The sequence below is a fragment of the Streptomyces scopuliridis genome (assembly GCF_042790125.1).
GTDB classification, from domain to species: domain Bacteria; phylum Actinomycetota; class Actinomycetes; order Streptomycetales; family Streptomycetaceae; genus Streptomyces; species Streptomyces scopuliridis_A.
In genome coordinates this window covers 146,848-161,161 of the sequence record NZ_JBHTZS010000017.1, presented here as the reverse complement: position 1 = coordinate 161,161, position 14,314 = coordinate 146,848, and the positions used below count along the sequence as shown (strand labels likewise).

Genomic DNA, 14,314 nt, shown 5'->3' with positions numbered 1-14,314 from the left:
GCCAGCGGCCGTGCCCAGCCCGCTCTCCCGTGTCAGTTCACCGGAGCAAGCGCGTCGACCACGACAACGCGACGCGGCACCTGGTGCCCGGGCAGCCGCTCGGCCAGCCAGTCACGCACCACACCGGCGTCCAGCTCCCGACCGGATCCCGCGGCGGCGGCCACGGGGCGCGGATCGTCCGCGTACTCGGGCCGAACCGCCTGCACGGCGTATCGGCCAGTGCCCTTCAGCAGGTCCTCCTCCGCCACCGCGACGCGGAAGCCCTGTTCGAGCAGCAGACTCCGGACCTGCCGCACACGCCCCTCGGTCGGGGTGCCGGCCTCGTCGTGCACCTCCATGCTGATCTGCTGCACCAGCGGCCAGTGCCGGGTGTCGATACCGAGAAGAACATCGAGTTCGGCCCGCTGGACGTCGATCTTGAGCAGATCGACACGCGGCACCGCGTACTCGTCGACCACCGCGGAGAAGCGACGCAAGGTGCATCGGCGCTCGGTCACTTCGAAGTCACGGGAGACCAGGGTTTCCACCTGGGACAGGTGGGCGTCCCGGCCGGCGGGGCCGTTCTCCCGGGCATTCTCGACATACCGCTTGATCAGCCCGACCTCGTTGTCCAGGTCGGCGTAGTCGCTCTGACACGACATGATCGAGATGCCGGGGTAGAAGTTGAACGTGATCTCCTGGTCGAGGTCGGACAGCCCCATGGGGAAAAGCCGGGCCGAGACACCGTGTTGTTCCAGGTTGCGCCGCAGCAGGTCGAAGACGTCCACCACCGGCTCGAACGCGAAGACCTCGGCCGACGGGCAGCGCGCGCCGACGAACAGACTGAACATGCCGATATTGGCGCCCACATCGAAGACAACGGAATTCTCGCGGAGGACGATGCCGCCTTGCAGATAGGACTCGGCACCGAAGATCTCGTCGTGCAGAAAACGCGTCTCGTGCGGGTTGATCTGGGCGAGTTGACTGAGCGGTCTGTCCGTGGACGCGTCCTCCACCGCGTCCCATCCGAGGACTCGCGCCTCAAGGTGACCGGCATCGCTCCGCACCAACTGGGCACGGGCCACCCCGGGACACCGCAGAAGCAGGTCATGAACCGCGGAAACCTCGGCGACGGAAAGTCCTGGTACAGCGGACTGACCAAGTTCTGGCATGGCAGCTCCTCGTCTCCAGAATCAAGGGTTGTCTCTCGGCCGGCGTCCCATCAGCACGGCCGGTCCAGCAGCGCTCCGTCCCCTGGGACCGGCCCGGTGGCGAAGTGGGACCACGCCTCGTTGTCCTCACCGGTACGTCGGTACGGCCAAGGCAACGGCCCTACGACTTTGACAGAACCGTCTGATATGCCCCTGACACGGAACTGACCCACCCCCCGCACGAGGCAGTGCGCCGCCAAGCACCACAAAACCCCAGGTCGCGACCTACACGACCTGGGGTTTCAGTGGAGCCGCCTTCGGGATTCGAACCCGAGACCTACGCATTACGAGTGCGTTGCTCTGGCCAACTGAGCTAAGGCGGCGCGCCTTCCGCACCATGGTGCGATCAGCAGCGCGGCCAAGTCTACACAGTTTTGGAGGGTGCTCCGTACACGCCTGCCGCGGGGGGCTTTCCGCAGGTCAGGAGCACTTCTTGCCGTCCTTCGGGGGCGTGCCCTCCAAGAGGTAGGTGTTGATCGCCGTGTCGATGCAGTCGCTGCCGCGGCCGTACGCCGTGTGGCCGTCGCCGTTGTAGGTGAGGAGGGTGCCGGAGGAGAGCTGGGTGGCCAGGGACCGGGCCCACTTGTACGGGGTCGCCGGGTCGCGGGTGGTGCCGACCACGACGATCGGGGCCGCGCCCTTCGCCTCGATGCGGTGGGGGGCGCCGGTGGCCTTGGTGGGCCAGTAGGTGCAGTTCAGGGAGGCCCAGGCCAGGCCCCTGCCGAAGACCGGGGATGCCTGTTCGAAGGAGGGGAGCGCCTTGGTGACTTCTTCGGGGCCGCTGAAGGCCGGCGGGAGGTCCAGGCAGTTGACGGCGGAGTTGGCGAACATCAGGTTGGCGTACGAGCCTCCGCTGTCGCGCTCGTAGTACGAGTCGGCCAGGGAGAGCAGGGCCGCGCCCTCGCCCTTCATGGCGTCGGCGAGGGCCTGGCGGAGCTGGGGCCAGGCGGATTCGTCGTACATCGCGGCGATCACGCCGGTCGTGGCGAGCGACTCGCCCAGGGGGCGGCTCTCGCCGGTCGGGACGGGTTTGGCGTCCAGGGTGGTGAAGAAGGTCTTCATACGGTTCGAGACGTCGGCCACGGACTTCGTGCCCAGGGGGCAGTCGGACTGTTTGACGCAGTCCTCGGCGAAGGACCGGAACGCCGTCTCGAAGCCGGCTGTCTGGTCGCGGTTCAGCTCCCGGGCCGGGAGGGACGGGTCCATCGCGCCGTCGAGGACGAGGCGGCCGGTGCGCTTCGGGAACAGTTCGGCGTAGGTCGCGCCGAGGAAGGTGCCGTACGACGCCCCGACATACGACAGCTTCTGATCGCCCAGCGCGGTACGGAAGATGTCCATGTCACGGGCGGCCTCGACCGTGGACACATGCGGGAGGATCGCGCCGGAGCGCTTCTCGCAGCCCTGGGCGAACTTTTTGAAGGACGCGGCCAGCTTCGCCGTCTCGGCCTGGTCGTCGGGCGTCTGGTCGACCTGGGTGTACGCGTCCATCTCCTTGCCCGTGAGGCATTCGACGGGTTCGCTGCGGGCGACGCCGCGCGGGTCGATGGCCACCATGTCGTACTGGGCACGGACCTGGGCCGGGTATCCGATGCCCGCGTACGCCTGGAGATAGCCGATCGCCGAGCCGCCGGGCCCGCCCGGGTTGACCATGAGGGAGCCGAGGCGCTTGCCGGGTCCTGTGGCCTTCTTACGGGAGACGGCCAGGTCGATCTGGGTCCCGTCCGGCTTCGTGTAGTCGAGCGGGGCCTTCATCGTGGCGCACTCGAAACCGGGGACTCCGCACGCGCGCCACGTGAGCTTCTGGTCGTAGTACTTCTTCAGCGAGGCGGGATCGATGGACACCGCCCTGGCGCCCGGACCCGCGTCCGCGCCCGAAGGCGATGCCTCCGACGAGGAACTGCCGGAGCTGCAGCCGGAGATCAGCAGACCGGCCGCCACGAACGTGGTGGCGGTGATACGGAACAGGCGCCTGGTGTCCATTCAGGGAGCCTAGCCGCCGAATCGCGTACGCCGCCTGTCTGTGCCCGTACGGGTGATTTCCCGGACAATCGGCCCGCTCGTACAGCGCGCGCCTACGGCCCGCTCGTACAGCCCGTTCGCGTCAGCCCGCCCGTACCTGTCACCCCGCCCGCAGCGAGACCGCCATCGCCTCCACCGCCAGCAGCGGCGCCACATTGCGGTCCAGCGCCTGGCGGCAGGCGACGATCGCCTCTATCCGGCGCAGCGTCCGCTCGGGCGTCGAGGCACGGGCGACCCGGTCCAGCGCGTCCCGTACGTCCCCGTTGGCCAGCGCCACGCGCGAGCCCAGCTGGATGGCCAGCACATCGCGGTAGAAGCCGGTCAGATCCGTGAGAGCCAGATCCAGGCTGTCCCGCTGGGTACGGGTGGAACGGCGCTTCTGGCGGTCGGCCAGCTCCTTCATCACGCCCGCCGTGCCCCGGGGCATCCGGCCGCCCGCCGAGGCACCGAGCGCGGCCTTCATGTCCTCGGTCTCTTTGACGTCGACGTCCTCGGCGACCTGCTTGGCGTCCTCCGTGGCGGCGTCGATCAGCTCCTGCGCCGCCCTGAGACAGCCGCCGATGTCGTCCACACGCAGCGGCATCTTGAGAACGGTGGCGCGGCGGGCCCGCGCCCGTTCGTCGGTGGCGAGCCGGCGGGCCCGGCCGATATGCCCCTGGGTGGCGTTGGCGGCGGCACGGGCGGCGTCGGGCTCGATGCCGTCGCGCCGGATCAGGACATCGGCGACGGCCTCCACCGGAGGCGTACGCAGCACGAGATGGCGGCAGCGCGAACGGATCGTGGGCAGGACGTCCTCCAGGGAGGGCGCGCAGAGCAGCCAGACCGTACGGGGCGCCGGCTCCTCCACCCCCTTCAGCAGCACGTTCCCCGCACCCTCAGTGAGGCGGTCGGCGTCCTCCAGCACATTGACCTGCCAGCGTCCGCCGGCCGGTGAGAGCTGGGCGCGGCGGACCAGCTCACGGGTCTCCTTGACGCCGATCGAGAGCAGATCCGTACGGATGATGTCCACATCGGCGTGCGTACCGATCAGGCTCGTATGGCAGCCGTCGCAGAACCCACAGCCCGGCTCACCACCGAGCGCCCGGTCGGGGCTCGTGCACTGCAGAGCAGCCGCGAAGGCGCGGGCCGCGGTGGACCGGCCCGAACCCGGCGGGCCGGTGAACAGCCAGGCGTGCGTCATCTTCGACGCCTCCGGCGGTTCGGTGCCCGCGGCCTCGGCGGTCACCCGCGCGTCCGCGTCACGAGCGGCGGCGGCGAGCGTCGCCCGGACGCGGTCCTGTCCGACCAGGTCGTCCCATACGGTCATGCGCCGTCACCACCTCCATGCCATGTGCGGTCCCTACCTGCGTGGGCCCCGGTCCCGGATCCCGAACCCGTGTCCCGGTCCCGGATCCCATTGTGAGGCCGGGGTCTGACAGTCCCGACAGTCCGGGCAGGCCGGCCGGACACCACCTAGCGCCGACGCCTGCCCTCGTGGTCATCGTCGCCGTCGTCATGCGGGCCGAGCAGCTCATCCGCCAGGGACGGAAGGTCGTCCAACGGAGTCTCCTCCGCCCAGTCGGAACGTCGACGCGGGCGCTCGGGCGTACGTTCCTGACCACCCTCCCGAGGCGCCTCCGGGTTGACCTGCGGCATCTCCCGCGTGCGCTCGTTGGCGCCCTCGACCGGCGACGGCCGCGCGTCGTCCCGGAAGAAGTCCCGCGGCACCCGGTCGGCCGGATCGGCGTTCCGTACGGGCGGGAGTACGGCGGTCTCGTCGGCCGCGCGGGCGTCCCGGCTGCCCCCTGAGTCACCCGTACCCCGCGCGCCGCCGTTCCCGTCGTCCCGTACCGGCGGAAGCACCGTCGTCTCGTCGGCCGCCCGGTCCGCGCGGTCCGAACGCTCACCTCGCTCGGCGGCAGGCCGACCCGGATCCGGCACCTGCGGAATGACCGTCGTCTCGTCCTGATCCGCCGGACGTACCGCCGGAACCTCCTGCGTCACCTCGTCCGGCGAGACCACCGGCTCCTTGACGAGACGCGTGGGGACCGTGATCTCGTTCGGAGAGACCCCCGGAGCCCCGGCCGAAGCCGCCCCGGACTCCGAAGGCCCGGCCGAAGCCGCCTCGGCCGCCGCCTGCTCCGCGAGCCGCCGCGCCTCCTCGGCCCGGAGCAGCGCCTCCTCCGCCTTGCGCTGCTTCTCGCGGCGGCGTTCCTCCGCCTCCGCCCGGAGCCTGGCCTCTTCCTGGGCCTGCCGCCTGAGGCGCGCCTGCTCCGCCTCGTACGCCCGCTCCTCGGCCTCGCGCCGTTTCCGCTCCTCCTCGGCCTGCTTGCGCGCCTCCTCGGCGCGCTGCCTGGCCTCCTCCGCCTGCCGCTCGGCCTCGCGCTGCCGCGCCTCCTCCAGCTCGCGGCGCTTGCGCTCCTCCTCCTCGGCCCGGAGCTTGGCGAGCTGCGCCTGCCGCTCGCGCTCCAGCCGCTCCTCCTCCGCCTTCCGCGCGGCCTCTTCCTCCGCCTTGCGGCGGGCTTCCTCGATAGCCGCCTTCCGCGCCTCCTCCTGGGCCTTCACCTCGGCCTCGGAGAGCGGCAGCAGCTGGTCGAGCCGGTGTCGTACGACCGTGGTGACCGCCTCCGGCTCCTGGCCGGCGTCCACCACCAGATAGCGGGTGGGATCGGCGGCGGCAAGGGTGAGGAAGCCGGCCCGTACTCGCTGGTGGAACTCCGCGGGCTCGGACTCCAGCCGGTCCGGCGCCTCCGTGAACCGCTCGCGCGCCGTCTCCGGGGAGACATCGAGCAGCACCGTCAGATGCGGTACGAGCCCGTCCGTCGCCCAGCGCGAGATACGGGCGATCTCGGTCGGCGAAAGATCACGGCCCGCGCCCTGGTAGGCCACGGACGAGTCGATGTACCGGTCGGAGATGACGATCGCGCCGCGCTCCAGCGCCGGACGGACGACCGAATCGACATGCTCGGCACGGTCGGCCGCGTACAGCAGGGCCTCGGTACGGTTCGACAGACCGGCACTCGACACATCCAGCAGGATCGAGCGCAGCCGCTTGCCCACCGGGGTGGCGCCCGGCTCGCGCGTGACCACCACTTCATGGCCCTTGGCCCTGATCCAGTCGGCGAGCGCCTCGACCTGGGTCGACTTTCCGGCGCCGTCGCCGCCTTCTATGGCGAGGAAGAAGCCGGTCGCGGCCGGGGCCTGCGCCGGGTCGGCTCCGCCGCGCAGTGCGTCGCGCAGATCGCGCCGCAGCGGCACACCGGACCGGTCGTCCGTCTTGGCGAGGACGACGGCCGCCACGGGGAGCAGCAGCGCGCCGACCAGTATCAGCGTGAAGGCCGCTCCGTCATGCGCGAAGACGAAGGTGCCACTGGCGAGGCGGTGCGGGCCGATGGCCGCCGCGACGAGGGGGGCGATGACCACGCCGAGGCCGATGAAGACCCTGACTACAGCCTGTAGATGTTCGGTGACCCGACTACGACGGTACTCCTCCGTCTCCAGATCGATAAGGGTGTGTCCAGTATTCGCCGCGACACCGGCCATGAAGCCCGCGAACAGCGCCAGGAACAGCACGGTCGCCATGTCCGGCACGAGGCCCATGACGAGCAGCGCGATACCGGTGACCGCGAGCGCCAGCGCGAACAGCCGCCGGCGGGACAGCGCGGGCAGCACCTTCGCGGCGCCGCGGATGCCCAGTCCCGTACCACCGGTCAGGGCGAGGACGAGGAGGGCGAAGGCGACGGGACCGCCCCCGAGGTCCTTGGCCTGGAGTACGGAGACGCCCACGGCGGCGGCGACAGCCCCGGCGAGCGTGCCGCACGCGAGGACGAGCAGCGGCACCGCGCCCGTACGCCCCTTGTCCCGGCCGCCGCCGCTGCCGCCGGATCCCTTGCCGCTCGCGCCGCCCACGGACCGGCGCAGCCCTTCGAGCGGGGAACGCGGGCGGGGCGTATGGCCGTCGGGCAGTTCGAGGAAGTAGAGGGTCGACACCGACGCGGCGAACAGCCCGGCCGCGACATACGACCCGAGGGCCGCCTGATGCAGCGAGAACCACTCGATGCCCGTGCCCAGCAGATTGCCGATCAGCGTGGCGACGAGCAGGACCGCGGCGGCGACGGGGACGGCGGCGAAGGACGTACGGAGGGAGAGCCGGCGCAGCGCGTCGAGGTGGTCGGGCAGCGGACGCACCGCGGCGCCCTCCAGCGGCGGAGCCGGCAGCAGGGCGGGAGCCGCGCTCTCCTTGGCGACCGTCCAGAAACGCTCGGCGACGCCGACGACGAAGACCGTGCTGAGGAGGATCGGCAGGGCGCGGTCGGGGGTCCATTCGATCCACAGGGGCGCGACGATGAGAAGCGCGAGGCGCAGTACGTCCGCGCCGATCATCGTCCAGCGACGGTCCAGCGGGCCGCCGTCCCGCGCGGGCTTGGCCGCCTTCTTGCTCGTGACCGCCGTGGCCCCGGACGCCTCAGGCACCCCGGGCGCCCCGGGCGTCTCAGCCGTACCGGCGGCGGCCTCCGTCTTCCTGGCCTTGGCCTTGGCCCCGGCACTGGGCGCGATCAGCGCCGTCAGCGGCCCGAGAAGCACCGCCCCGAACAGCAGCGTCGCCAGAACCCGGGCCCCGAACACGGCGGCGACGGCGAACGCCACACCCCGGTATCCGGCACCGAACGAGCCCTCGGCGATCGCCGCCTGCAACGACAGCAGCAGAAGCACGAGTACGGCGAGTACGTCGCCGATCCCGCCGACGAACTGGGCACCCCAAAGCCGCCGCAGCGGTGGAAGGCGCAACAGGGATCGTACGGCGCGCTCTCGTGAGTCTGCGGCAAGTGCGTCGGAGTCGGAGGTGGGGCTCACGACCGTTGGCTGCTCGGCTCGCGTCATCCGCCCAGCCTATCCGGAGCCAGTGACAACCCTGGAGCCCCGTCCGTACGGACGACCACGACAGAGAGGGCGAGAGGGAGCAAGTCACCCCACTCCCGCCGTCCCTCCGCGACGCGGTCACCCGGACTCCGCGACTCAGGTACCCGGACTCCGGGATTCGGCCGCCTGCCCGGCTACCTGCTCATCCACCTATTCATCCGACTATTCATCCGACTTCGCCGACGCCGCCGACGACTTCGCCGCCGTCTTCTTGGCCGTCGTCTTCTTCGCCGCCGTCTTGGCGGTCGTCGTCTTCGCGGCGGCCTTCTTCGCGGTCGTCGCCTTCTTGGCGGGTGCCTTCTTCGCCGGAGCCTTCTTGGCCGCCTTCTTCGCGGTCTTCTTGGCCGGCCCCTTCGCGCGCTTGTCCGCGAGCAGCTCGTAACCCCGCTCCGGCGTGATCGTCTCGACGCTGTCGTCGGTCCGCAGCGTCGCGTTCGTCTCGCCGTCCGTGACATACGGGCCGAACCGCCCGTCCTTCACCACGACCGGCCGCTCGCTCACCGGGTCCGTACCCAGCTCCTTGAGCGGCGGCTTGGCCGCGGCCCGGCCCCGCTGCTTGGGCTGGGCGTAGATCGCCAGCGCCTCGTCCAGCGTGATGTTGAAGAGCTGGTCCTCGTTCTCCAGCGAACGCGAGTCCGTGCCCTTCTTCAGATACGGGCCGTACCGGCCGTTCTGCGCGGTGATCTCGACACCCTCGGCGTCCGTGCCGACCACCCTCGGCAGCGACATCAGCTTGAGGGCGTCGGCGAGCGTGACCGTGTCCAGGGACATGGACTTGAAGAGCGAGGCGGTACGCGGCTTGACCGCGTTCTTGCCGGTCTTCGGGGTGCCGTCCGGCAGGATCTCGGTGACGTACGGCCCGTAGCGGCCGTCCTTCGCCACGATCTGGTGGCCGGTCTCCGGGTCCGCGCCCAGCTCGAAGTCGCCGCTCGGCTTGGCCAGCAGCTCCTCGGCGTACTCGACCGTCAGCTCGTCGGGGGCCAGGTCCTCCGGCACATCGGCGCGCTGGTGGCCCTCCTCGTCCTTGTCGCCACGCTCGACGTACGGGCCGTACCGCCCGACGCGCAGCATGATCCCGTCGCCGACGGGGAACGAGGAGATCTCCCGGGCGTCGATCGCGCCGAGGTCCGTGACCAGTTCCTTCAGGCCGCCGAGGTGGTCGCCGTCGCCGTTCCCGGCGCCCGACGCGACCCCCGCGTTGTGGTCGTCGCCCTCACCGAAGTAGAAGCGCCGCAGCCACGGCACGGCCTGCGCCTCGCCCTGCGCGATGCGGTCGAGGTCGTCCTCCATCTTGGCCGTGAAGTCGTAGTCGACCAGCCGGCCGAAGTGCGTCTCCAGCAGGTTGACCACGGCGAAGGACAGGAAGGACGGGACGAGCGCCGTGCCCTTCTTGAACACATAGCCCCGGTCGAGGATGGTGCCGATGATCGAGGCGTACGTCGACGGACGGCCGATCTCGCGCTCTTCCAGCTCCTTGACCAGCGAGGCTTCGGTGTACCGGGCCGGCGGCTTCGTCGCGTGGCCGTCCACCGAGATCTCCTCGGCGGAGAGCGCGTCGCCCTCCGCGACCTGCGGCAGCCGGCGCTCGCGGTCGTCCAGCTCCGCGTTCGGGTCGTCCGCGCCCTCGACGTACGCCTTCATGAAGCCGTGGAACGTGATCGTCTTGCCGGATGCGGAGAATTCCGCGTCCCGGCCGTCGCTCGACCTGCCGCCGATCTTGACGGTGACGCTGTTGCCGACCGCGTCCTTCATCTGGGAGGCGACGGTCCGCTTCCAGATCAGCTCGTAGAGCTTGAACTGGTCGCCGGTCAATCCGGTCTCCGCGGGGGTACGGAACCGGTCGCCCGAGGGACGGATCGCCTCGTGCGCCTCCTGCGCGTTCTTGACCTTGCCCGCGTACGTACGCGGCTTGTCCGGCAGATAGCCCGCCCCGTACAACTGCGTGACCTGCGCACGGGCCGCCGATACGGCGGTGTCCGAGAGGGTCGTCGAGTCCGTACGCATATAGGTGATGAAGCCGTTCTCGTACAGCTTCTGCGCCACCTGCATCGTGGACTTCGCCCCGAAGCCCAGCTTGCGCGAGGCCTCCTGCTGGAGCGTCGTCGTACGGAAGGGGGCGTACGGGGAGCGGCGGTACGGCTTGGACTCGACCGAGCGTACGGAGAAGGAGGCGTTCTCCAGGGCGATGGCGAGCGCCCGCGCGTTCGCCTCGTCCAGATGCAGCACCTGGTCGGACTTGAGCCGGCCGTCCGGGCCGAAGTCACGGCCCTGGGCGACCCGCCGGCCGTCGACCGAGTTCAGCCGGGCGACCAGCGAGGACGGGTCGGAGGCGTCTCCGGCGCGGCCGGTGGAGAACGTGCCGGTCAGGTCCCAGTACTCGGCGGAGCGGAAGGCGATGCGCTCGCGCTCGCGCTCGACGACGAGGCGGGTGGCGACGGACTGGACACGGCCCGCGGAGAGGCCGCGCATGACCTTCTTCCACAGGACCGGCGAGACCTCGTAGCCGTAGAGCCGGTCGAGGATACGGCGGGTCTCCTGGGCGTCGACCATGCGCTTGTTCAGCTCGCGCGGATTGGCGACGGCGGCCCGGATCGCGTCCTTGGTGATCTCGTGGAAGACCATCCGGTGGACCGGGACCTTGGGCTTCAGGACTTCCTGGAGGTGCCACGCGATGGCCTCGCCCTCGCGGTCCTCATCGGTGGCGAGGTAGAGCTCGTCGGATTCGGCCAGCAGCTCCTTGAGCTTTCTGACCTGGGCCCTCTTGTCGGCGTTGACGACATAGATCGGCTGGAAGTCGTGCTCGACGTCCACGCCGAGCCGGCGCACCTCGCCGGTGTACTTCTCGGGCACCTCGGCGGCGCCGTTCGGGAGGTCGCGGATGTGCCCGACGCTCGCCTCGACGACATAGCCAGGGCCGAGGTAGCCCTTGATCGTCTTCGCCTTGGCAGGCGACTCGACGATGACGAGTCGGCGGCCGCCGTGTGCGGTCTCGCTGGTCGGGGACAACTTCGCTCTTCTCTCCGGTCGACGCTCGGTGGGCCCGTACGGCAGTACGGCAGTACGCCTTGGCGGGGCCCGGTACGGCCCAGCGGTGACGCTGCTTCGCTGCGGAGTGTGACGGTACAACCCGCCCCCGTGTCAAACGGCGAAAGCCCGCAACGGCCACTCGAACGGTAACCCGACTCCAGTCATTCCTGCCGCCCGGACCCCCGGGCTCGTCGCGTCGAAACGCGGAGGCCGCGGTTCCGCCGGGGTACGGGGCGACGGTTCCGGATCAAGGCCCCGTGGCGCGTCCGGTGCAGGTCCGACGGCCTGCCGGAGCCGCGCACAGGCCCGGATCGATCATGGCCGGAGGTTCCGGTCAGGCTTCCCGAAACCGGGCCCGGATACGCCGGAAGCCCTCAGATACGACCGAAGCACCACACGCCGAGGGCGAGGAACACCACGCCCGCGAGTGTCGCGACCGTGATGGACGCCGCGGGCCGGACGCCGTGGGCCACGGGCGCGCGGTGCAGAACGCGCGCCCCCGTCCATAGCAGCAGCGCGGCGCTGAACAGCGTGAACGCCGTTCCCGCGAAGATCGCCGGCCCACTCTCCATGTCCGCACCCCGCTCGTTCCATGGGCACCCGCTCCAGGGCGCCGAGGTCTCAGGGGGCCGAGGCTGGCACCCCGGGGCGTCACCGGCGCGAATTCCGGGTGAACGTCGCGCGCTTTCACCCGCACGCCGAGCCCGGGGCCCGGCGACCCGGCGACCGGCAGTCGGCTCCCCGCAGCCGGCGGCCGAGAGGGCAGACGCCCAACGCGCACGCCCACCGTCATCGCGCCGTCACCCCGCCGCGCGCCGTCATATCACCCGCACCCGCACCCTTACCCGCCCCCCACCGTCATCGTCATCGCTCCGCGGGCGCGGGTTCCAGGAATCCCTCCTCCACCAGCAGCCGGATCGCCTGCGGGGTGCGGTCCCGGAGCAGCACCGGGTCCTCCCCCATCAACTGGCCGATCGCGTCCAGGATCCGTCCCGCGCTCAGGGTCCCGTCACAGACCCCGGCGAAGCCGGCCCCGACCGCGTCGACCTTCGTGGCCCTGCGCATACCGCGGTGCTGACGGAGCACCACATGCTCCGGATCCTCGGCGCCCGGCAGCCCCACCTGCTCCTGGACCACCTCCGGCGCCAGGACGAAATGGCCCGCGAGGAGCGCCGCGTCGTCGTGCGTCCGCAGATAGTCCTCGCGCTCGAAGTGGGCCCGTACGGTCTCGCCGAGCGGCTGCTCCACGGGATGCGGCCATTCCTCCACGAGAATCGACGGCTCCCCGGCGCCCGTCTTCCTGAGCGTGATCCAGCCAAAACCGACGGCCTTCGTCTTACGGGCCTCGAACTCGTCCAGCCACGCTTCGTACCGCGCGGTGTACTCCTCCGGGTCGGTCCTGTGGTCGCCGCTGTCACGCAGCCACAACTCGGCGTACTGCGTCACGTCCTGGACCTCGCGCTGCACGATCCAGGCGTCGCAGCCGCGCGGCACCCACGAGCGCAGCCGCTGCTGCCACTCCTCCCCCTCCACGTGCTGCCAGTTGGCGAGGAAGTGGGCGAACCCGCCGTCGTTCAGCCGCTCGCCCGCCTGCTGGACGAGCGTGCGGCACAGGTCGTCCCCGCCCATCCCGCCGTCGCGGTACGTGAGCCGGGCTCCGGGCGAGATGACGAACGGCGGGTTCGAGACGATCAGGTCGTACGTCTCGTCCGCGACCGGCTCGAAGAGCGAGCCCTCGCGCAGCTCGGCGGCGGGGGCGCCGGACAGGGCCAGGGTCAGCCGCGTGAAGCCGAGCGCCCGAGGGTTGAGGTCGGTGGCGGTGACGCGGGTGGCGTGCTGGGCCGCGTGCAGCGCCTGGATACCGGAGCCGGTGCCGAGATCGAGCGCGCTCCCGACCGGGGTACGTACGGTGATCCCGGCCAGGGTCGTCGAGGCGCCGCCGACGCCGAGCACCACCCCCTCGTCACGGCCGCCCGCGCCCGAGGCGCCGCCGACCGCGCAGCCCAGGTCGGAGACGATGAACCAGTCCTGCCCTTCGGGTCCGCTGTACGGCCGTACGTCCACCGTCGCGTGGATGTCGTCCTCGTCCTGTACGACCCAGCCGTCGGCCAGCGCCTCGTCCAGCGGCAGCGCGGCCGTCGCGCGCTCCCGGGGGACCGGCCGCTGGAGCAGGAAGAGCCGTACGAGCGTTTCGAGCGGGGTGTCGCCGGGGGTGGCGCGCAGCGCGGGCACGGTCTCGCTGCGGGCCAGTGCGGCGTAGGCGGGTGCGCCGAGCAGGTCGAGCAGGCCGTCGGCGGTGAAGTCGGCGGCGAGCAGGGCCGCACGGAGTCGGGGCGAGTGGTCGGGCGCGGGAAGGCTGGTCGTACTCACCCCCTCATTGTGGCGGCTGCCACTGACAACGGCCCGCGGCCCGGCCCCTCCGTTCGGGGGGACCGGGCCGCGGGCCGCGGGCGACCGCGTTCCGGGGCGGCACGAAGCGCCTGAGGGCGTCCGGGAGCGGATGCCGGGGAGGTGACGACCCGGCCCGGGAGGTTACGACCCGGCCGCCGGAGAGCCGGACCCGCCGGCCGCGACCGGTGGCTTCTGGCAGCCTGCCTGCTTCGCCATCGCCTTGCCGACATCGCCGGACTGGAGCTTCTGGAGCGCCTGGTCACCGCTCTTGCTGAGCTTGTCCAGCTCGTCCGCGACGCCCTTGAGGCCGTCTGCGAAGTCCGCCTGGTCCTTGGTGTCGAGCGCGTCGACCTTCGTCTTGAGCCCCGCGTACGCCGTCGCGGTGGCGTTGAGTTCCTTGACGGCCTCCTTCTGGGTCTTCTCGCCGTCCGTGATGGGCGGTGTGCCTGCGCTGTCCACGGCGGAGCCCAGCGCCTTGTAGGCGTCGGAGATGGACTGGAAGGCGGCCGAGTCGGCCTTCTGGACATCAGCGGGCTTGCTGCTGTCGGAGGTCGCCTGCTGGATTGAGGTGTTGGAGTTCGCGATCTTCGTCAGCTGAGGCTGAACCTGGTCACAGACCTTCTTGGCCCAGGCGTTCACTTTTTGGTCGCTGTCATCACCACTGCAGCCGGACAGCGCCATGAGCAGCACCGCACCGCCGGACAGCGCGGCCACAAGCTTCTTGTTCACCGGATGGGTCCCTTCCAAGGCTCTCGGCCCCGGAACATACACGCCAAGTGGGCGACGAC

General features: G+C 70.9%; 8 protein-coding genes and 1 tRNA gene. All 9 read right to left on the bottom strand.

Features of this window, described 5'->3' with window-relative positions; all coding sequences use genetic code 11:
• Positions 1-32 precede the first annotated feature (32 nt).
• A complete protein-coding gene (locus ACFRKB_RS25100) occupies positions 33-1,151 on the bottom strand; it encodes an FkbM family methyltransferase (protein WP_383108666.1) in 1,119 nt (372 codons plus the stop codon).
• 285 nt (positions 1,152-1,436) lie between these two features.
• A tRNA-Thr gene (locus ACFRKB_RS25095) sits at positions 1,437-1,513 on the bottom strand.
• 97 nt (positions 1,514-1,610) lie between these two features.
• Positions 1,611-3,170 (bottom strand): alpha/beta hydrolase, encoded by a 1,560-nt coding sequence (locus tag ACFRKB_RS25090; protein WP_383108664.1) that lies wholly within the window; start codon positions 3,168-3,170, stop codon positions 1,611-1,613.
• 139 nt (positions 3,171-3,309) lie between these two features.
• Positions 3,310-4,515: a DNA polymerase III subunit delta' gene (locus ACFRKB_RS25085; protein ID WP_383108663.1), complete on the bottom strand. Its 1,206-nt coding sequence runs from the start codon at positions 4,513-4,515 to the stop codon at positions 3,310-3,312.
• A gap of 146 nt (positions 4,516-4,661) precedes the next feature.
• On the bottom strand, positions 4,662-8,069 hold the full coding sequence (gene tmk, locus ACFRKB_RS25080; protein ID WP_383108661.1) for a dTMP kinase: 3,408 nt from the start codon (positions 8,067-8,069) through the stop codon (positions 4,662-4,664).
• A 201-nt stretch (positions 8,070-8,270) separates the two neighbouring features.
• Positions 8,271-11,114 (bottom strand): type I DNA topoisomerase, encoded by a 2,844-nt coding sequence (gene topA / locus ACFRKB_RS25075; RefSeq protein WP_383108660.1) that lies wholly within the window; start codon positions 11,112-11,114, stop codon positions 8,271-8,273.
• Positions 11,115-11,509: 395 nt separating this feature from the next.
• Positions 11,510-11,707: a hypothetical protein gene (locus ACFRKB_RS25070; RefSeq protein ID WP_383108659.1), complete on the bottom strand. Its 198-nt coding sequence runs from the start codon at positions 11,705-11,707 to the stop codon at positions 11,510-11,512.
• Between the two features lie 292 nt (positions 11,708-11,999).
• Positions 12,000-13,505, bottom strand: coding sequence for a DUF7059 domain-containing protein (locus ACFRKB_RS25065; protein ID WP_383108657.1), 1,506 nt, complete (start codon positions 13,503-13,505; stop codon positions 12,000-12,002).
• A 162-nt stretch (positions 13,506-13,667) separates the two neighbouring features.
• Positions 13,668-14,255, bottom strand: coding sequence for a small secreted protein (locus ACFRKB_RS25060; RefSeq protein ID WP_383108656.1), 588 nt, complete (start codon positions 14,253-14,255; stop codon positions 13,668-13,670).
• Between the last annotated feature and the right edge of the window lie 59 nt (positions 14,256-14,314).